Consider the following 20330-nt stretch of genomic DNA (forward strand, 5'->3'; position numbering starts at 1 on the left):
TCAAAAACCCTCGGTGGTCTGGAACAGGCCCACGCGCATGTCGCTGGCCTCGTAGATCAGGCGATCGTCGACGAAGGTCTTGCCGTCGGCGATCACCAGCCGCAGCTTGCCGCGCATCACGCGGCGGATGTCGATCTCGTAGCGCACCAGCTTGGCCGTCGGCATCACCTGGCCGGAGAACTTCACGTTGCCCACACCGAGTGCGCGGCCACGACCGGGTTCGCCCAGCCAGGGCAGGAAGAAACCGCTGAGCTGCCACATCGCATCCAGGCCCAGGCAGCCGGGCATCACCGGGTCGCCGATGAAGTGGCAGTCGAAAAACCACAGCTTCGGATGGACGTCCATTTCGGCATGGATCAAACCCTTGCCGTAGGCACCGCCTTCCTCGGAGATCTGCGTGATGCGATCGAACATCAGCATCGGCGGCGAAGGCAGACGGGCGTTGTCGTCGCCGAACAGCTCGCCGCGACCGCAGGCACGCAGCTGTTCGTAGTCGAAGGAGGAAGGACGTGTCATGAAATACTCGCGGGGTGAGGAACGCCCAGTGTGCCAGCTGCGCGCCGTCCTGTCTTGACGCCGATCAACCTCGGCTTGCCGTACGCAAGCGCATTGAAATGGCTCAGCGCGGACAGCCGCGATCCTGCCGCCAATGCGCGCCCAGCGAACGCCGGCGCAGGCGCATCGCGCGCAGCAGCGCCTTGGCCAGCCGTGCCTGCCAGCCGAGTTCGGCCAGCGCCGCGCAGGCCCGCCATGCATCGCGCAGGGCACCGGCCTCGCGTACCGGGCCGGCCGAGCGCCACAGCAGCTCGCGCAGCGCCGCGAGCTGGTCGGACGGCAGACTTTCGCCGCGCTCGATCACGCGAAGCGGGCCGTTGCCGGACGCCGATACCGACGCGTCCGCCAGCAACCGGCCCAGCCGGCGGCCGCACAGCACGCCTTCCAGCAGCGAATTGCTGGCCAGGCGATTGGCGCCGTGCACGCCATTGCAGGCCACCTCGCCCACCGCGTACAGGCCCGGCACGCTGGTGCGCCCGTCCGCATCGGTGGCCAACCCGCCCATGTGGAAATGCGCCGCCGGCGTCACCGGCAGCGCCTGCCGGCGCGGATCGAAACCGTGCGCCAGGCACGCGGCCAGCACGGTAGGAAAGCGCTTTCCCCAATCGCCGTCCACTGCCGTCGCGTCGAGCCAGACCCGCCCACCCGCTGCCTGTTCTGCAGCCACGCGCCGCGACACTACGTCGCGTGGAGCCAGGTCGCCCAGCGGGTGCACCCCCGCCATCAGCGCGTTGCCGTCGGCATCGTGCAGGCGGGCACCGGCACCGCGCAACGCCTCGGTGATCAGCGGCAGGCAGTGGCCCGGCACGTCGAGCGCGGTGGGATGGAACTGCACGAACTCCAGGTCGCGCGGTGCGGCCCCCGCCGCCAGTCCCAGCGCGAGACCGGCGCCATCGGCGCCCGGCGGGTTGCTGGTGCGCGCGTACGAGGCGCCGATGCCGCCGGTGGCCAGCACCACGGCCGCCGCCTCGACTTGCTCATGACGGCCGCGCTCGTCGCGGGTGCGCACGCCCACCACGCGCCCTCCGCGCAGCAGCAGGCCATCGACATCGACACCACCGCGCCACTGCACGTGCATCGCCGCCTGCGCCATGGCGCGCAGTGCCTGCACCAGCACGGCCCCGCTGGCATCGCCGCCGGCGTGCACGATGCGCGCCGCGCCGTGGCCGCCTTCCCGGCCAAGCTGCAGACGACCCTGTGCATCGCTGTCGAAAACCACCCCCTGCGCCTGCAGCCACGCAATTGCCGCGGGCGCCTCGGCCGCCAGCCACTGCACCATCGCCGCGTCGTTGTGGTTCGCACCGGCGGCCAGCGTGTCGGCGGCATGCGCGGCGGCGCTGTCCTGCGGATCGAGTGCCGCGGCGATGCCGCCCTGGGCCAGCGCACTGGCGCTGCCGCAGCCATCGTGGGCGCGACACAACAGCCGCACCGGCGCCGGCGCCATGGCCAGCGCCGTCGCCAGCCCGGCCACGCCGCCGCCCACCACCACGACTGGCAGGTATGCGTGCCTCACACGCTTTCGCGCCGCCCGATGGCCAGCATGCGCTCCAGCGCCGCGCGCGCGCGCGCGCTGACGTCGTCGGGAATCTCGATCGCGTGGCGCAGGTCGCGCAGGCTGGCGTAGATGTTCTGCAAGGTGATCCGCTGCATGTGCGGACACAGGTTGCACGGCTTGATGAACTCGGTCTGCGGGAACTGCGACTTGAGGTTGTCGGCCATCGAGCACTCGGTGACCATCGCCACCCGGGCCGGCTTCTCGCGCGCCAGCCACTTGCCCATGGCGGTGGTGGAGCCGACGAAGTCGGCCTCGGCCAGCACCTCGGGCGAACATTCCGGATGCGCCACCACCTTGGTGCCGAACTGCTCGCGCACGTGCCGCACTTCCTGCGCGGTGAAGCGCTCATGCACTTCGCAGCGGCCGTGCCACAGGACGATTTCCACCTGCGTCTGCTTGGCGATGTGGCGGCCGAGGAACTCGTCGGGCAGGAAGATCACCTTCGGCGCGCCCATCGCCTCCACCACCTGCACCGCGTTCGCCGAGGTGCAGATCGCGTCGGATTCCGCCTTCACCGCAGCCGAGGTGTTGGCGTAACTCACCACCGGCGCGCCGGGATGCTGCGCGCGCAGCGCACGCACGTCGGCGGCGGTGATCGAGGAGGCCAGCGAGCAGCCGGCCTCCCGGTCGGGGATCAGCACAGTCTTGTGCGGCGCCAGGATCTTCGCGGTCTCGGCCATGAAGTGCACGCCGCACAGCACGATCAGGTCGGCATCGCAGCTGGCCGCGGCCTGGGCCAGGCCGAGCGAGTCGCCGGTGATGTCGGCCACGCCGTGGAAGATCTCCGGCGACTGGTAGCTGTGCGCCATGATCACCGCGCCGCGCTGCTTCTTCAGCTTGTTGATCGCGTCGATCCACGGCAGGTGCAGCGGAATCTCCAGGCACGGCACCAGCGGTTCGAGGCGCTCGGCCAGTGCGGCGTATTCGTGTTCCAGTTCGTCGCGCCAGACCGGCACGGGCAGGTTTGCAGGGGCGGTCATGCTGATCGCTTTTCGATGGAGGGAAACGGATGGGCTCAGGCGGTGGCGGCGCGGCAGACGGGCGCGGCGTGCCGGCCCGGAGGCTCCGCCGCCCGCGGCAAACGGCGCGGCAACGGCCGTGAAGGGATCGCGCTGAAAATCGGGCCGGGCATGGTGGGCGGCATCATGGCCGGCCCGACCGCCCGCGCGCCTTGACCCACGTCAACCATCCTGCCCGGTGGCGGCGAGCGCCTGCGCCGCCGGCAGCACGTCGGCGGCGTACAGCCGCTGCGCCTCGACCGGATCGAAATCCGCGTGCTGGCGTTTCTTCACGCCATGCTCGGAGAGCACCACGTGGGTATCGGCCAGCACGCCCGCGTTGGCGAGGCAGGCCGCGACACACTTCAGCACGCAGCCGTCCAGCGCCAGGATGCGCCGCCCGCTCCGCGCCGTGCGCACCAGCCCGGTGACGCCGCCGCCGACGCCGGCGATGCAGGACATCTCGGCGACGCCGGCTCGATCGAGTTGCAGCGCCAGGTGATTGGCCATCTGCGCCGCACTGGAACAGCCGGAGCAGGAATAGACGAGCGGCAACTTGGCACTCACGGGCGAGCCTCCACGGTCGACAGGAAAAGATGCGCGCGCCGGCGCACGCCGCGCAGCGTCCACCACGCGCTGCCCCACGCCAGCACCAGTGCCAGCCCGGCGACACGCGCCAGCCACGCCGACGGCCACAGCACGGCAGCCGGCAACAGCAGCAGCGGCAGTTGCGCCAGCAGCGCGCGGGTCTTCTCGGGCACCGGCAGCAGCCGCTGCACGCCGGGCAGCTGCACGCCGCGGCCGATGCGCCGGTGCAGCTCGATCCAGCCGATGAAGGGCACGATCTCCAGCATCATGCCGGTGACCAGCAGCGGCAGCGCGACGCCCAGCCCCAGCGCACCGGCCAGCATGCCGCCGCGCACGTCCGCGAGCAACGCCAGTGCAGCCAGCGCCAGCACCATCAGTCCGGCGCGCCAGCTCCACAGCAGCGGCCCGCGGCGCAGCCGCGGCGCACGCCATTGCAGCCACAGTCCGGCGACGGCGAACGCCAGCGTGAGCACAGCCACCGTGCCGACCAGCCAGGCGCCACCGCCATCGACCAGACGCCAGATAGCCGCGCCGAGCAGCATCAGCACCGCGCTGCCCAGCCACGCCGCCTGCATCGGCTCGCGCACCGTGCCGGTACCCTGGAACATCGGCATCACCACCCGCGCCACGCTGGCCATCAGCACCACCACCCAGCCCAGCACGCCCCAGCCTGCATGCACGTCGGCGATGGCGGCCAGCGGCAAGGCCAGGCGCCCGGCAAGGCCCAGCGCCAGCAGGCCGCCGAGCAGCGCGGTGAGCACGGCGAAGCCGATCGCCACGCCGAAGCCCGCGCGCAGCAGGCGCTGCCCGGCCGTGGTCAGCAGGCCGGGCACGGTCATCGCCGCCAGCAGCACGAAGGCCAGCGGCAGCAGCAGCGCCGCGGCGATCAGGGCCAGGCGCCAATGTTGGTGCAAACCGGCCACCAGCAGCAGCACACCGAGGTTGAACAGGCCATGCAGCCACGGCCCCAGCACCGCGCTGCCGCGCACCCGCACGCCGGCCGCGGCCGGCAGGAACTGCAGCACGCTGCCGAGCATCGCGTTGCCCAGCACGCCGAGCGTGAACACGTGCACCAGCGCCAGCGTGGCCGGGTTCCAGCGCATGCGCAGCGCCACCTCGCCATCGACGATCAGCAGCGCGCCGGCCAGCATGCCCCAGCATGGCGCGCCGAGCAGGAAGCGCCGCGGCAGCGACGGCTTCGGCGCCTGCTCAAGCCGAAGCTGCGTCATCGCCGTCCGGGCAGCGGATCAGCACGCGCGCGCCGCCGGTCGGCAGGGCGAACGCCGTCGTCCGCATGCCGCGCGATGCCAGTGCGTCGAGCAGCGGCAGCGGCATCAGCGGCGTGAGCACCTGCACCGCCTGCCCCGGCAACAGCGCCTCGGCTGCCGCCAGCGCGCGCAGCATCGGCTCGGGCGACGGCAGCCAGCGCAGGTCGAGTTCGGGAAGTACCGCGTCGTCGACGCGGTGTTGCGGGGAGGGTTTCGCGTGCATGGCGCCATCTCAACGCAGCGGCGGCGCCGGCGCGCTGACCTGGGTCAACGCGCCGGTGCGCATGGCGGTTTCGTTCAAGGTGCACCGGCCACGGCCTGCCGGCCGTGCCATTCCAGTTGCAGCCACAGTTTCGCGCTGTCGCGGCCGAAATCGTCGGCGCGATAGTCCGCCACCTTCAGCAGGCCGCTGAGGCCCGGCGCCAGCGGAAACGTCAGCGCGGCATCCCACTCGCTGCCGTAGCGAGCGCCGCGGTCGGCGCGGTAGTCGTGATATGCCACGCTCCAGCCCGGCTTGCCGGCAGCGCCGCCGCGACCGAAGCTGCCGTTGACGCCGACGTAGCGATCCTCCAGCCCGCCGGGCGGGGTCACGCCGAACTGGTCGTCCCAGCCATTGAACGCGTGCAGCGTGGCCAGCGGCGTCTGCAGCGCGTGCCGGCCGTCGCCGCCCAGGTGCTCCCAGCCCAGCTTCGCGGTGATCCCGGACTGCGTCCAGCTCGGCTCCAGCAGCCAGTAGCCGTGTGCGAAATGCTGCGGGTTGTTGGCGTAGTCGTACTGCCGCGCCGCTTCCAGCGTCCAGCCGAGACCGTTGCCTTCGCGCAGCGCCTTGCCGCTCCAGCGCAGGCCGTAGGTGGCACTGGAAGCGCTGGCCACGTCGCGGTCCTCGTGCAGGTAGGCATAGCCGACCCATTGCTGGGCATCCCGGCTCCAGGCCAGGTTGAACAGATGGGTGTTCAACTTGCGCTCGCGCGCGAGCGGATTCAGCGCATCGCGGCCGGCCACCCGGTGCACGCGGTCGAGCCAGTCGTAGCGCAGCGTCAGCGCCGCCGACGGCCGCCAGCGCAATTCGAGCGCGTCGAAGGTCTGCTCGTGCTGGCGCCAGCCGACGTTGCCGACCCAGCGCTGGTTGTCCAGCAGCAGCCGCTGGCGGCCCGCACTGGCGCCGAGCTTCTCGCCCTGCCAGCGCAGCCAGTACTGGTTGAACTCGCCGCCGCGCGGATCGGTCACCGCCGGATACGCGGTGCGGCCATTGGCGCCGCTGTTGTAGCGGCTGCCGGCGCTGGCCACGCCGGCGCCTTCGACCAGGCCGCTCCAGCCGTGCCCGAACTCGCCATGCAGGCCGAGGCGCAGGCGCACGGTGTCGGCCTCGGCGCTGCGCGCGAACGCATCGTCATCGACCCGCTCGTGACGCAGGCGGGCATCCCACTCCAGTTGCCAGGACGGTCCGGCCGATGCTGCCGGCTCGCCGGTACTGACGGTTCCGCCGGTCGCCCAGGCCGGTGCGGCCAGGATGGCGAGCAGGCAGGCGGCCGAAAGACGGTTGCGTGCATGATTCATGGTGTTGCTCCCTTGAGGTCGGCGCAGTCTCGAAGCCGGCGCGCGCGCCCGGGCTGATCCCGGTCAAGTACCGCTCATGCAAGGTGCGGCTGTGACAACGCACCGCGGCCACGCTGGCCGTCGAAACGACAACGCCGGCCACGGGGGTCGGCGTTGTTTCACGCAGTGCTTCGTCTGGACGTCTTTACTTCCAGACAGTTTTTCAAGAACGGCCCGGATCAGTGCTCCGGTGCCGCCGCGGCGGGTGCCTCGGCGCGCGCCTTGGTCACCTCTTCCTTGCTGAACTGCCCGCCCGGGTTGCCCCAGCTGTTCAGCACGTAGGTGAGGATGTTCGCCACTTCGTCGTCGTTGAGCTGGCTCATCGGCGGCATCACCGAGTCGTACTCGTGGCCGTTCACCGTGACCTTGCCGGACAGGCCGTGCGTCACGATGGTCATCGCCCGCTTCGGGTCGGCCGCCAGGAAGTCCGACTTGGCCAGCGGCGGGAACACGTTCGGCAGGCCCTCGCCGTTCGCCTGATGGCACACCGAGCAGGTCCCGGTGAACAGCTGCTTGCCCGCCGCGACCTGCTCGGCCTTGGTCAGCGTGCCGGCCGCATGCGCCGTCGCCGCCGTGGTCACCGCCTTCAGGTTCGGCTCCGAGCGGTCGCCCAGGTAGACCGAGTCCACTTCCTTGCCCGAGTAGATCGTCTTGTCTTCCGGGCCGTCCACCTTGAGGATGCCCAGCGCGCCCTTGTTGAACGCGCGGAAGATCGAGTGGTCGACCAGCACGTAGCTGCCCGGCACGTCGGTGTGGAACTCCACCATCGCCGCGCCGCCGGACGGGATCAGCGTGGTCTGCACGTTGTGCTGCGCCACCGTGCCGCCTTCGGGCTGCACCTTGTCGAAGATCTCGCCGATCACGTGGAAGCTCGACACCAGGTTCGGCCCGCCGTTGCCCACGAACAGCCGCACCGTCTGGTTGGTCTTGGCGGTCAGTGCGTTGTCGCCGGTGAGCGCGCCTTCCCTGCCGTTGAACAGCACGTAGGTCGGGTGCTCGTCGATCGCCTTCTCCATGTCGAACGGCTGGTGGCCCTTCTGCCGGTACTTGCCGGTGGTGTAGAAGTCGCCCTGCATCACGTAGTACTCGTGGTCGACCTTCGGCAAGCCTTCCGGCGGCTCGACCAGGATCAGCCCGTACATGCCGTTGGCGATGTGCATGCCCACCGGCGCGGTGGCGCAGTGGTAGACGTAGATGCCCTGGTTCAGCGCCTTGAAGGTGAAGCGCGATTCATGCCCCGGCGCGGTGAAACTCGACGCCGCGCCGCCGCCCGGCCCGGTCACCCCGTGCAGGTCGATGTTGTGCGGCATCTTGCTGTCCGGCGCGTTCTTCAGGTGGAACTCCACCGTGTCGCCCTGGCGCACCCGGATGAAGCTGCCCGGCACGGTGCCACCGAAGGTCCAGAACGTGTAGCTCACGCCTTCGGAGATCGGCATCTCCTTCTCCACCACCTCCAGCTCCACGATCACCTTCGCCGGGTAGTTGCGGTTCACCGGCGGCGGCACATGCGGCGGGCTGGTCAGCACCGCGTGGATCGGCTCACCCTGCGGCGGACCGAAGTCGCCGTGGGTGGCGGCGATCGCGGCGGGGCTGGCGTCAGCCTCCCCTACCGGCGATACCGCGGACGGCTTGCCGGAGCAGCCGGCAAGCGCCAGCGCGCCTGCCGCGGCAAGAATGAGGAACAACGAACGTGACATGGGTATCTCCCTGTGGTTTCTGCGTGCAGAGCCTAGGGAGACGTCGCGAAACGCGCTTGATGTATGTCATCTCTGTCGATGGAAAACGGCTGCTGCGTCAAGCCGCCACAGCTGCCGCGAAGCCACTCACTGCGGCAGCAGATTCTTGCCGATCTCGCGCAGTCTCTCGGGGTCGCGCAACACCATTTCGCGCCCCTCCAGTTCGATCAATCCCTGCTGGCGGAAACGGCTGAGCACGCGGCTCACCGTCTCGGCCGCCAGGCGCAGGTAGTTGGCGATGTCGCCGCGCGACATGCTGAGATGGAAGCGCGTGCCGGAGAAGCCGCGCTCCTCGTAACGCGCAGCCAGGTCGGTGAGGAAGGCGGCCATGCGCACGTCGGCGTTGTGGTCGCCGGCCAGCAAGGTGGCCATGCCGAGCTCCTTGCTGATCAGCCGGAACAACCGCTGCTGCACCGCCGGCATGCGCGTGGCCAGCGCGCTCATCGCGGGGAACGAGAAGCGGCAGAAGTAGGCCGTGTCCAGCGCCACCGCATCGCACGGAAACTGATCCGGGTAGATCGCGTTGAGGCCGATCACCTCGCCGGGCAGGTAGAAGCCGAGTACCTGTTCGCGTCCGGCAGGGTCGACCATGCTGGTCTTCACCGTGCCGGCGCGCACCGCGAAGATCGAGCGGAACGGATCGCCGGTGCGGAAGATGTGCTCGCCGGCGTGGAACGGCCCCACGTGCTCGACCAGGCAGTGCAGCGCAACCAGCTCCGGCTTGCCGTAACCTTCGGCGATGCATGCGCCGGAGAATGCGCAGGTGCGGCAGAAGTGCGTCTCGTCGCCATCGTCGGCGATCGGGCTGGGCGGTTCGGGCAGGCGGCCTGCCGAGTGGTTGTGGCGCATGGGGAACCTGTGGGGATCGCGCGTGGGGTTCGGGCGTGATGGCGCCAGGTCGCAGCCATCACGTCAACATGGGGCGGAACATATCGCGATGATACGCAACGGCGACGGTTGCGGTGGGCAATGCCGCGGGGCATGACGTCGCAGCAACGACTGCGCCCGGTTTTTGCCGGCCCGGAAAGAACAAGGGCCGGCATCGGGCGCCCGAAGTTGGACTCGAACCGGCGCCCCCTGATCAACAGCCCACCAGATTCTCCCGAAGCAACCATCGGCCCCCGCGACCCTGATCCTTCATGTACGCGGACTATGCTGGGCGGGCACATCGGGCGGAGCGTCATGATCGCTTCAAGACACTGAAATAAAACAGAAATATTTTAAACAGCGCTCAAGCTCCCTACCCGATCTGCCGCTAAACAAGCTCCTCCGACAGCCGGTATCCCCATGCTTCCGCGATTGTCTCTCCCCTCGCCGTCCTCGTTTGGTGCACGCCTGATCGCCCGTCTCGCGGGTACGGTGGCGCTGTTGTTGCTGGTGCTGCTGGTGTCGGCCGGATTGCTCAACCGCTCCGACATGCGGCTGCAGAGCATGGTGTCCGAAACGCTCGCACCCGCCTCGGCGGTGGGACATATCCAGAACGACTACGCCACGGTGCTGCAGACACTCACCCACGCCGCGCTCACCGAGCTGCCCTCGTCGGTCGACGATGCGCAGACGTTGATCGAGGCGCGCCGCGTGAGCATCGCCAGGTACCGGCAACGCCTGCTCGAGAGCGGCCTGGGAGCGCAGCAGAAGCAGCTGATCGGCCTGATCGACGTGCATCGCGCCGCAGCCGACCAGGCGGTGGACGAGGCCATGCAGCTGCTCAAGGCGGAACAGTTCGACCTGGCGCGGCTGAAAATATCCGGCGACGTCTACGACACCTTCGGCCCGCTGCAGAGCGACTTCTCCAACCTGTTCGGTTCGGCGCTGGACGACGGCCAGGCCACAGCCGCCGCCCAGCACCGGGTCAACAAGGTCGGTCTCTATACCCTGGTCGCGCTGGTGCTGGCGGCGATGGGCCTCACGCTGTGGATGGACCTGCGCATCCTGCGCCAGCTCACCAGGCGGCTGATAGCCGCCACGCGCGTGGCGTCGCGGATCAGCGAGGGTGCGCTGGGCACGCCGGTCGACCCCGGTCGCAACGACGAGATCGGTCGCCTGCTGGTCGGTCTCGGCGGCATGGACAGACAACTCGTGCAGGTGGTGCGACGCGTGCGCCAGCGTGCCGACACCCTCAGCCACGGCGCATCGGGCATGGCCGACGGCAACGATGCGCTGAGCCGGCGCACCGAGCTGCAGGCGATGCGGCTGGAGCAGACCTCCGGCGCCATGTCCCGCATCACCGCCACTCTGACCGGGCATCGGCAGCTCGGCACGCAGGTCGATCGCGCGGTGGACGAGGCACGCTGCCAGGCCGGGCTGGGCCGCACCGCGGTCGGCGAGGCGATCGATGCCATGGGCGCGATCGAGCGCAGCAGCCGCCGCATGGGCGACATGCTCGACCTGATCGACCGGGTTGCCTTCCAGACCCGGCTGCTGGCACTCAACGCCGCAGTCGAGGCCGCGCGTGCCGGTCAGCATGGCAAGGGTTTCGCCGTGGTCGCCATGGAGGTCCGCGAACTGGCGCAGCGCAGCTCGGAGGCCGCGCGCGACATTCGCCGCCTGATCACCGGCAGCGAACAAGCCGTGCGCACTGGCCTGGAGCGGGTGAGCCGCACCGGCGAGGTGATCGAGAGCATCGGCAGCAGCGTTGACCGCCTGGCCGAGACGGTGACCGCCATCCTCGCGGCAGGCCGCGCCCAGGCGGACGAGATCGCGGCGGCCAGCCAGGCGGTGATCGCCATGGACGCGATGACCCAGGAGAACGCCGCACTCGGCGAACAGGCTGCAGCCGCCAGCCGCGCCATGCTGGAGAGCGTCACCGCGCTGGTGCGCGACGTGGGCTTCTTCACCCTCCCGGACGAGGCAGCCGTCGCGGAACCGGCTGCCCTGCGGCCGGCCGAGGCACTCGCATGAGCACGGAACTCCCGCCATGACCCCAGCCTACGGCCCGGATCCCCGCCACGCGTCGCTGCTTGACCAGATCACCGGCGGCGCCGGCCTGCGCGCGGTGTTCCAGCCGATCGTGCGGCTGGACACCCTGACGGTGGTGGCGCACGAGGGCCTCAGCCGCCCGGCCGAGGCCGCCGCCGGCCTCAGCGTGCTGGACATGCTGGACCTGGCGCGTGCCAAGGGGCGGCTGGGCGAGTTTGAGCTGCTGGCAGCACGTACCGTGTGCGGCGCGTTCGCGGCCCAGGACGGCCATGGTCGGCTTCTGGTCAACCTCAGCGCACAGGCCGTGCTGCACGGTGGCCTACGACCGGACGAGGTGATCGATGCGCTGTCCGGCGCAGGCATCGGAATGGAGCGCGTCACGGTGGAGATCACCGAACGTGACGTCGTCAAGGACCCTGCCGAACTGGCCCATGCGCTGGGCTACCTGCGCGCCCGCGGCACGCGCATTGCGTTGGACGACTTCGGCAACGGCCATTCCAACTTCGAGATGTGGAACGAGCTGCATCCGGACGTGGTGAAGATCGATCGCTACCTGGTCAACGGGCTGGCGCGCAGTGCGGGAAAGCTCGCCATCGTGCGCGCGCTGTGCCGCGTGGCCGAGACGCTGGGCGCGGACCTGGTCGGCGAAGGCGTGGAAGAGGCGGAAGACCTGCGCATGCTGCGCGAACTGGGCATCTCCTACGCCCAGGGCTATCTGCTCGGCGTGCCCCTGCCGTCCCTCGTGGCCGATGTACGGGACGAGGCACGCGACGCCTTCCGCATCCACGCCGTCCCGGTGCCGCCGCACCCCCGCGGGCCGGTCACGCAACGGCCGCTGCAGGTCGGGCACCTGGCGATCGCCGCGCCGAGCCTCGCCGTGCAGCAGCTCAACGACGACGTGGCTGCGCTGTTTGGCCGCAACGAGTCGCTGCACGCGGTGGCGGTGACCGACCACGACCGTCCGGTCGGCCTGATCAATCGCCGCATATTCGCCGAACGCATGGCGCAGCCGTTCGCACGCGAGCTGTTCGGGCGCAAGTCCTGCATCAGCTTCATGCACGCCGAGCCGCTGCTGTGCGACGAGCAGCAATCGCTGGACAGCCTCACCGACGTGCTGCGCGGCGAGGACCAGCGCTACCTCACCGACGGCTTCATCATCACCCGCGAGGGGCGCTACCTCGGCCTTGGCACCGGCGAGTCGCTGGTGCGCCGGGTCACCGAGCAGCGCATCGAGGCGGCGCGCTACGCCAATCCGTTGACGTTCCTGCCCGGCAACATTCCGGTCACCGCCCACATCGAACGGCTGATGCGCGAGCTGCGGCCGTTCGTCGCCGCCTACATCGACCTCAACGACTTCAAGCCCTTCAACGACCAGTACGGATACTTCCGCGGCGACGAGATGATCCGCCTGCTGGCCGCCATCGTCACCACCAGCATCGATGCGCGGCACGACTTCGTCGGCCACATCGGCGGCGACGATTTCATGATCCTGTTCCAGAGCGGGGACTGGGAAACGCGCTGCCGCAGCATCATTGCCGCGTTCAACGAGCGGTCCCGCGCGCTGTTCGACGAACAGGACCTCGCGCAGGGCGGCATCGAGGGCGAAGACCGCCGCGGCGCACGGCAGTTGTTCGCGCTGACCACGGTGTCGATCGGCGCGGTGCAGGTGCCGGCGCAGGCGCCACGCCGCCCCGAGCTGATCGCTACACTGGCCGCGCGCGCCAAGCGCCACGCCAAGCGCGGACGGCTGGGCTTCCACGTGCTCGCCGCCATGGGAGGCGAATGGCCGGAGCCGGCCGCCTGAACCGGACACGGTCCGCTTTGGCGCAATCGGCGCTCGCTGCCACATTGACGGCGCTGGGTGACACAACGATTTACACGCCGGCCAAGAAAAAGGGCCTGCATCGCTGCAAGCCCTTGATACATCTGGCGCCCGAAGTTGGACTCGAACCAACGACCCCCTGATTAACAGTCAAGTGCTCTAACCGGCTGAGCTATTCGGGCGGGAGCTGCGTAGTTTGCTGAGCACCCGACAAACTGTCAAGCCGCGCCGGGGGCTGCCGCCGCACTTCGTCAGGCGCTCAGCACCCGGTAGCACGGCACGTACGCGGTGCCGCCGGGAAGCTTCATGCGGTGCTGGTCGACGAAGGCCTGCAGCAGCTTGTCCAGTGCCCGCATGATGTCCGCGTCGCCGTCGATGGCGAACGGGCCGTGCTGTTCGATCGCCTGCACGCCTTCTTCCTTCACGTTGCCGGCGACGATGCCGGAAAACGCCCGACGCAGGTCGGCCGCCAGCGCGTGCCGCGGACGCTCGCGGTGGATCTGCAGCGCGCGCATCGCCTCGTGGGTGGGGCGGAACGGCTGCTGGAACTCCAGTGGAATCTGCAGCGCCCAGTTGAAGAAGAACGCATCCTTGGTGTCGAGCCGATTGTGGCGCACTTTTTCCAGGCCCTTGATCATCATCCTCGCGACCGTTTCCGGATCGTCGACCACGATCTGGTAGTGCCGGGCCACCTCGTCGCCCAGGCTGAGCCGCAGGAAGCGGTCGATCTGCTCGAAATAGGCGGCCGACTGGCGCGGCCCGGTGAAGATCAGCGGGAACGGCGTGCTGGCGTTGTCCGGGTGCAGCAGGATGCCGAGCAGGTAGAGGATTTCCTCGGCGGTGCCGACGCCGCCAGGGAACACGATGATGCCGTGGCCCAGGCGCACGAACGCCTCCAGCCGCTTCTCGATGTCCGGCATGATCACCAGGTGGTTGACGATCGGGTTCGGCGACTCGGCCGCGATGATGCCCGGCTCGGTGATGCCGATGTAGCGGTTGTGCCGGCGCCGCTGCTTGGCGTGCGAGATGGTGGCGCCCTTCATCGGCCCCTTCATCGCGCCGGGGCCGCAGCCGGTGCAGATGTCCAGCCCGCGCAGGCCGAGCTGGTAGCCGACCAGCTTGGTGTAGTCGTACTCCTCGCGCGAGATCGAGTGGCCGCCCCAGCAAACCACCAGGTTCGGATCGACCTGCGGCTTCAGGATGCGCGCGTTGCGCAGGATCTCGAACACGCTCTGGGTCAGCGCGGCGGAGGCGTCCAGGTCGAAGCCGACCTGTTCCAGCTGGGTCGACACGTAAACGATGTCGCGCACCACCGCGACCAGCAGCTCGTTGATGCCGCGGATGATCTGACCGTCCACGAACGCCTGTGCCGGTGCGTTCGACAGCTCGATCTTCATGCCGCGGTCCTGCTGCAGCACCTGGATGTCGAAATCCGGATACTGCTCCAGGATCGCGCGCGGATCATCGCTGATGTTGCCCGATGTCAGCACCGCCAGTGCGCAACGGCGCAGCAGCGCATGCAGGCCCGAGCCGCTGGCGCCGCGCAGGCGCGCCACTTCATGGCGCGAAAGTACGTCCAGGCCGCCGATGGGTGAGATCCGTGCGCTGACCGTGCTGGGCTTGCCGGCACGGCCGGCCTGAAAATCGTTCATCCGCTAATTCTCCTGCCGCTGACGGCATGGCTGCCTCATGCAGCGCCGTGGCGGACCGCCTAGCATCCCTTGCTCGGCAGGCATGGGTCAAGACAAGAAAAAACCGGCGCCCTCGCGGGCGCCGGTCCTGGGCCAAGCCGGTGACGGGCGATCAGAACGTGTACTTGACCGTCAGCAACACCGACCAGCGCTGGGCGAGATCGTCGCCGAAGTTCACGTAGGTCGGGATGGCGCGCGGCGCGTAGTTGCCGTTCGCATTGGTGTAGTTGCCGCCACTGATGTCGTAGATGTACTTGCCGGTGGCAGGATCCACGCCGTAGTAGTCGGCGAGGGCGCGGCCACCCGGGAAGGCCACCCGCTTCTCGATGCCCCACTTCTTGTTCAGCAGGTTCGTGAAGTTGTAGACGTCGAGCTTGATGATGCCCTTGTTGCCCTTGAAGATGCCCGGAATCTCCTGGCTGAAGCTCAGGTCGATCTGGTTGATCCAGCCCGCGCGATCACCGTTGCGACCGGCGATGCCGCCCTGGTGATCCTTCAGGTAGTCGTTCTTCTGGATGTAGGCGTAGAACTGATCGATCCTCTGCTGGCTGACATTGGAGCGGAACTCCACCTCGCCCGGCTTCGGAATGTAGACCAGGTCGTTGGTGACGCCGTCGCCGTTGGCGTCGTTGCCGAAGGCCCAGCTGTACGGAGCGGCGTTGTGGCCGTCGTAGAAGATGCTGGCGCTGGTGGCGTAGTCGCCGAAGAAGCGATGCTGCCAGTTCAGGCTCGCCAGCACGCGGCGCGGAATCGAGTAGTTCGACGGGCTCGCCTTGTTCTCGCCCGGGTTGGTGATGTAGCTGTTGACATAGTTCGAACGGGCGACGCTCGACGTACCCGGGTTCACCTCGGTGGCGCGGCTCCAGGTGAAGCCGACCATGCCCGACCAGTCCTCCGAGAACGGCTTCTTCAACGACAGCGCCAAGCTGTCCGCCTTGCCGCGGCTGGTGTTAGCCAGGTTGATGGTGCCGTCGGTGAACGCCTTGTTGGCCAGGTAGCGGTTCGACTGTGCCTTGTTGCGCGGATCCAGCGAAATGTCCTTGTAGTAGCTGAAGCGGCCGTCCGGCAGCACGGCGGTGGGCGCGCCGGTGTTGTAGTTCTGGTACCAGATCGCGTCACGCACCTTGATGTGCTCGTAGTCGGCGGTGGCGATCAGGCCCCACCACGGCAGCTCCTTGTCGAAGCCCAGGCTGAGCTTCCACACGCTCGGCAGGCGGAAGCCCGGCTCGATCGTGTTGACGGTCTGGGCGCCGGTGCCCGGCGTGCCGTCGTTCTGGTGGTGCGGGTCGGCGCTGAACGCCGGCAGGTTGGTCTTGCAGCCTGACTGCGTGGGACCGCAGTTGAACTGGGTCTGGGTGACGCCCGAGTTGGAGTAGATGTTGCCAAGCCACACGGTCGGCGGGTTGGAGATGAACAGGCCCGCACCGCCGCGCAGCTGGGTCATGCGCTCGGTGTCGAACGCATAGTTGAACGACAGGCGCGGCTGCACCACGCGGTTGCCGTTGATGGTGGTCTGGTTGGTGCGGCCGAAGCCGCCCGTGGCCGGGGTGCCAGTGTGGGTGGCCGGGTTGTACGTGCCCGCTACCGGGGCAGCGGCGAACTTGGCGTTGTACAGCGGCTGGTCGCTGACCAGCGGAATGTCCACGCGCACGCCGTACTGTACCGACAGGTTCTGGTTGACCTGCCAGGTATCCTGCAGGAACACGCCCCACTGCTTCATGCGGAAGGCGGCGGCGACGTCGGCCGTGCTCAGGCCGTCCGCCGGGCGGTTGTAGCGGTACTGGTAGTAGCTGCCGCGCTTGAAGTTCTCCAGGCCGGTGTAGGGATTGCCGGTAGCCGGATTGATGTCGGCACTGTCCTCGAACGTGTAGCTGCCGTAGGCATTCTGCATGAACAGGTTGTAGATGTCGTTGTGCTCGTAGTCGAAGCCGCCCTTGATCGTGTGGTCACCGGCGTAATAGGTGCCGGCCCAGGCGAAGTTCAGCGTCTTGGTCTTGAGCACGTTGGCCTGGCTGGAGTACTCGGTGCCGAACTCCACCGAAGTGCCGTCACTGAAGGTGGTCGGGTACACCCTCACGTCCGGGCTGGCGACACCGTTGTAGGGGCCGCGCAGCTGGTCGAACTTCGCGTACGACAGCGTGGTGTCGGTGGAGAAGTTCGACGACCAGTCGTCGTAGAAGTGCAGCGCGTAGCTCTTGTTGTCGACGTTGGTGGTGTACCAGCCGCTGGACAGGACCAGGTTGGTGTTGGTACCGGTGATGACCGGCTTGGTTTCCTTGGTGCGGCTGTAGGTGAAGCTGGCGCGGTGGTTGTCGCTGATGTTCCAGTCGATCTTGCCGAGGTAGCGCTTGTCCTGCAGGTTGGTGTTGCCGCCGCCGTAGCTGCCCGGGTCGGCCAGGCCCAGCGCCTTGGCGGCGTCGATCACCTTTTGCACCTGGGTCGAGGTCAGCCCGGCGATCGGCGTGGAAGCACCGGAATCCGCCGGACCATACGGGCTGCCCGCGCCTACCTTCACGCTCTTTTCCGCGGAAAGGAAGAAGAACAGCTTGTCCTTGACGATCGGGCCGCCCACGGTCGCGCCGCCCGTCCACTGGCGATCGAACGCGGTGTACTTCGCGTCGTTCTCGTTCTTGCCGATCATGTTCTGGTTCTGGAACACGTAGTAGACCGAACCATGGAAATCGTTGGTGCCGCTCTTGGTGACGGCATTCACGTTGGCGCCCACGCCCCGACGGATGGAGGTGTCGTAGTTCGCCGTGGAGATGTTGTACTCCTCGATCGTGTCCTGCGAGATCGGCGTGGCCAGCGTCGGCAGGCCGTTCGCGTTCAGGCCGAACGGATCGTTCGCGCTGACCGAGTCCACCGTGATGTTGTTGTAGCGGCTGTTCTGGCCGATGGCCGAGAACTCGCCGCGCTCGCGGTCGGTGATCACGATGCGCGGGTCGAGGCGGACGATGTTCTGGATCGAACGGTCCGGCGCCGGCATGGCCTCGATCTCGCGCCGGGAGACGTTGGTCGAGATGCCCTTGTTGTCGGGGCTGAAGGTCTGCGCCAGGGTGCTGGCCGAGACCGTCACGCCGCCCAGTTCGGTGGCCTGCTGCGCACTGGCACCGGCCAGCGTGATGTTGATGGCCGATTCCTGGGCCAGCTGCAGGTAGACGTTGTCGTGGTCGGCCTGCACACCGTCCTTGCTGGCCTTCACGTCGAACGGACCACCGACGCGCAGGCCCTGTGCCGCATAGCGGCCGTTGCTGTCGGTGGTGACCACCTTGGTGGTGCCCGACGGCTCATGCACGATCTGCACGGTGGCGCCGGCCACCGGCTGGCCCTTCGCGTCGAGCACGCGGCCGCTGATCGAGGAGGAGGTGTCCTGCGCGATGGCGGGCACCGACGCCGCCAGCAGCGAGGCAATGGCAAACGGCAGGAGTTTGGCGCGAATTCGGCTGTTCATTCTTGGGTCGTCCCTCAGGCTCGCAACGAAAAAAACGCTTGTTTGGGGCCAAAACCGCCGCCTGCCCGTCAGCTGCCAGGCGTGACCGGACGCAATGCGTGACCCCGGTTGTGGTATCGCCGCCACTCCACGGAGCATGGAGCCGCAAATAAGCTTCGCTCGCCGAACTTTTCCGCCTACGGCGATTGTTAAGCAACTTTAACGATATTGTATGACATTTTTGTAACAACTACACGTCGACGGCCATCATCGAATTTCCCCCAAGCCGCGTCGCGAACCGTTACGGATCAATGGGATAGATTCGCCCCGTCATCTCCATCGCGTCCCTGCCGCGCCACACCGGCCTGCCCTGCCTATACCGGATCACTCCCGCTTGCTGAGATATCGCGCACGTTTCGCCGGCTTCAGGTTGACCAGGTCGAGCATCACCAGGCCATCCACGCAGCCGGAAAAACCCGGATCCTCGCCGAAGTCGAGGAATTGCACGCCGGCGGGCTCGACCAGATCCACATACTGGCGATACAGCACCGGCATGCTGACGCCCAGCGCGTCCAGATGGTGTTTCAGCTTGCCCAGCCCGGCAATGGCGTCCAGCCCATCCAGCGCCTCACGCACGCCCTGCACCACCTCGGGCGAGACCACGAAGGGCTGGCGCGCGGCGGCCAGTCCCGGCACACCGAAATAATGCTGGTGCGCCGCGGCGATCCATTCGCGCGCCTCGCGCGGCAGGCTCATCGACATGCTCACCGGACCGAACAGGTAGCGCAGTTCCGGGTGCCGCTGCAGGTACAGGCCGATGCCCTGCCACAACTGGTCCAGTGCGCGCGAACGCCAGTAGGCCGGCGCAATGAAGCTGCGCCCCAGCTCCAGTCCCTGCGCCAGCCGCGACTCCAGCGCCGGCGAATAGTCGAACAGGCTGGAGGTGTACAGGCCGGCCATGCCGCGTTCGGCGATCAGCCGGCCGCCGTGGCCGAAGCGATAGGCGCCGACGATACGCAGCGCCTGCGGATCCCACAGCACCAGGTGTTCGTAATGCGGGTCGTAGGCGTCCAGGTCGCGCCGGGCGCCGGTGCCCTCGCCGACCTTGCGGAACGTCAGTTCGCGCAGGCGGCCGATCTCGCGCATCACCGCGCTGTCGGGCGTGCCCATGAACAGCCAGGCCTGCTTGCCGTCGCCCAGGTCGGCCAGTTTTTCGCAGCGCGCCAGCCCCGCCGCGACCTCCGCGGCCGGCTCGGGCAAGGCCAGCGGCGCCTGGCCGCCGAACACCAGGCCGCGATGCTGGCCGACCCGGTAGACATGCCGGCGCATCAGCTTGGCGGCCTGCTTCGGCGAGCTGCCGCTGCGTTGCGCCAGCTCCTCGGCACCGACCAGGGCGCCGATGCTGAAACCGATCCGCCGCTTGCCGGGCGCCACTGCCTCGCGCGGCAGCATCGCCGTGCTCAGCGGCTTGGCCAGCATCGACAGGCCGTAGAACATGGCCGAGTTGCGAGCCGAGACGTGCACCGGCAGTACCGGCGTCTTGCTGCGCAAGGACAGCCGCGCGAAGCCGTCCGACCAGCGGCCGTCGCGCACGCCACCGGGGCGCACGCGCGACACTTCGCCAGCGGGAAACACGATCAGCGCCTCGCCATTCTCCAGCGCCCGATAGATGCCGCGCAGGCGCGAGGTGGCGCCCTTGCCGAACACGTCCACCGGCAGCAGCAACTGGCCCAGCTGCGGCACCGTCGCCAGCCAGTCGTTGCCGAGGATGCGCGCGTCGCGGCGGACCGAGCCGATCAGCTGCAGCAGCGCCAGTGCGTCCTGCATGCCCAGCGGATGGTTGGCCACCACCAGCAGCGGGCCGTCGACGGGAATGTTCTCCAGATCGCCGGGGTTGACGTGATGGCTGGTGCCGAGCACGTCCAGCACGCGATCGACGAAGTCGAAGCCTTCGGCGGCGCCGACCCGGTCCAGCACGCGGTTGAAGCCGTCTTCGTCGGCCAGGCGCCCGAGCATGCCGGCCATCGGGCGCCGCAGGCGGGGGTACTGCGCCAACCACGGCAGTCGATCGACAAGGGACTGTTCGATGCTCAGCATGTCTGCCTCCTCGGATTCCCCCCATCCTGGCGGCCGATTATGACAGCCGCACGAACATGCGAACCGGGTCCTGCG

At 68.4% G+C, this 20330-nt stretch carries 14 protein-coding genes and 1 tRNA gene; 2 read left to right on the forward strand and 13 right to left on the reverse strand.

Annotated elements, in window-relative coordinates:
- From fabA to R2APBS1_RS14195, 9 genes are all read right to left on the reverse strand, one after another.
- Window positions 1-516, reverse strand: coding sequence for a 3-hydroxyacyl-[acyl-carrier-protein] dehydratase FabA (gene fabA / locus R2APBS1_RS14155; RefSeq protein WP_007507524.1), 516 nt, complete (start codon window positions 514-516; stop codon window positions 1-3).
- Between the two features lie 103 nt (window positions 517-619).
- Window positions 620-2068 carry an L-aspartate oxidase gene (locus R2APBS1_RS14160; RefSeq protein ID WP_015448449.1) on the reverse strand — a complete coding sequence of 483 codons (1449 nt, stop codon included), beginning with the start codon at window positions 2066-2068 and terminating at the stop codon, window positions 620-622.
- A complete protein-coding gene (gene nadA / locus R2APBS1_RS14165; RefSeq protein ID WP_015448450.1) occupies window positions 2065-3090 on the reverse strand; it encodes a quinolinate synthase NadA in 1026 nt (341 codons plus the stop codon). The genes R2APBS1_RS14160 and nadA overlap by 4 nt, the downstream gene beginning before the upstream one ends.
- Before the next feature lie 201 nt (window positions 3091-3291).
- The gene (locus tag R2APBS1_RS14170) at window positions 3292-3675 is read right to left on the reverse strand and encodes a putative zinc-binding protein (protein ID WP_007507518.1); all 384 of its coding nucleotides are present in this window, start codon (window positions 3673-3675) and stop codon (window positions 3292-3294) included.
- On the reverse strand, window positions 3672-4925 hold the full coding sequence (locus tag R2APBS1_RS14175) for a hypothetical protein (protein ID WP_015448451.1): 1254 nt from the start codon (window positions 4923-4925) through the stop codon (window positions 3672-3674). The genes R2APBS1_RS14170 and R2APBS1_RS14175 overlap by 4 nt, the downstream gene beginning before the upstream one ends.
- Window positions 4906-5187: a DUF2249 domain-containing protein gene (locus R2APBS1_RS14180; RefSeq protein WP_015448452.1), complete on the reverse strand. Its 282-nt coding sequence runs from the start codon at window positions 5185-5187 to the stop codon at window positions 4906-4908. Before R2APBS1_RS14180 ends, R2APBS1_RS14175 begins: the two co-directional genes overlap by 20 nt.
- Before the next feature lie 74 nt (window positions 5188-5261).
- Window positions 5262-6521 carry an alginate export family protein gene (locus tag R2APBS1_RS14185; RefSeq protein WP_015448453.1) on the reverse strand — a complete coding sequence of 420 codons (1260 nt, stop codon included), beginning with the start codon at window positions 6519-6521 and terminating at the stop codon, window positions 5262-5264.
- 218 nt (window positions 6522-6739) lie between these two features.
- Window positions 6740-8257: a copper-containing nitrite reductase gene (nirK, locus tag R2APBS1_RS14190; RefSeq protein WP_007507508.1), complete on the reverse strand. Its 1518-nt coding sequence runs from the start codon at window positions 8255-8257 to the stop codon at window positions 6740-6742.
- Between the two features lie 126 nt (window positions 8258-8383).
- The gene (locus R2APBS1_RS14195) at window positions 8384-9145 is read right to left on the reverse strand and encodes a helix-turn-helix domain-containing protein (protein WP_007507504.1); all 762 of its coding nucleotides are present in this window, start codon (window positions 9143-9145) and stop codon (window positions 8384-8386) included.
- A gap of 438 nt (window positions 9146-9583) precedes the next feature.
- On the opposite strand from R2APBS1_RS14195, the gene R2APBS1_RS14200 reads away from it, so the two are divergent.
- Window positions 9584-11197, forward strand: coding sequence for a methyl-accepting chemotaxis protein (locus R2APBS1_RS14200; RefSeq protein ID WP_015448454.1), 1614 nt, complete (start codon window positions 9584-9586; stop codon window positions 11195-11197).
- A gap of 16 nt (window positions 11198-11213) precedes the next feature.
- A complete protein-coding gene (locus tag R2APBS1_RS14205) occupies window positions 11214-13019 on the forward strand; it encodes a GGDEF domain-containing protein (RefSeq protein ID WP_007507499.1) in 1806 nt (601 codons plus the stop codon).
- 123 nt (window positions 13020-13142) lie between these two features.
- On the opposite strand, the gene R2APBS1_RS14210 is transcribed toward R2APBS1_RS14205, so the two are convergent.
- From R2APBS1_RS14210 to olsF, 4 genes are all read right to left on the reverse strand, one after another.
- A tRNA-Asn gene (locus R2APBS1_RS14210) sits at window positions 13143-13219 on the reverse strand.
- A gap of 69 nt (window positions 13220-13288) precedes the next feature.
- A complete protein-coding gene (ppnN, locus tag R2APBS1_RS14215) occupies window positions 13289-14689 on the reverse strand; it encodes a nucleotide 5'-monophosphate nucleosidase PpnN (protein WP_007507498.1) in 1401 nt (466 codons plus the stop codon).
- Window positions 14690-14840: 151 nt separating this feature from the next.
- The gene (locus tag R2APBS1_RS14220; RefSeq protein ID WP_015448455.1) at window positions 14841-18179 is read right to left on the reverse strand and encodes a TonB-dependent receptor; all 3339 of its coding nucleotides are present in this window, start codon (window positions 18177-18179) and stop codon (window positions 14841-14843) included.
- Between the two features lie 363 nt (window positions 18180-18542).
- Window positions 18543-20255, reverse strand: a complete 1713-nt coding sequence (gene olsF / locus R2APBS1_RS14225) for a bifunctional ornithine lipid synthase OlsF (RefSeq protein WP_015448456.1) — start codon at window positions 20253-20255, stop codon at window positions 18543-18545.
- Window positions 20256-20330 lie beyond the last annotated feature (75 nt).

The sequence above is a fragment of the Rhodanobacter denitrificans genome (assembly GCF_000230695.2).
GTDB lineage: Bacteria > Pseudomonadota > Gammaproteobacteria > Xanthomonadales > Rhodanobacteraceae > Rhodanobacter > Rhodanobacter denitrificans.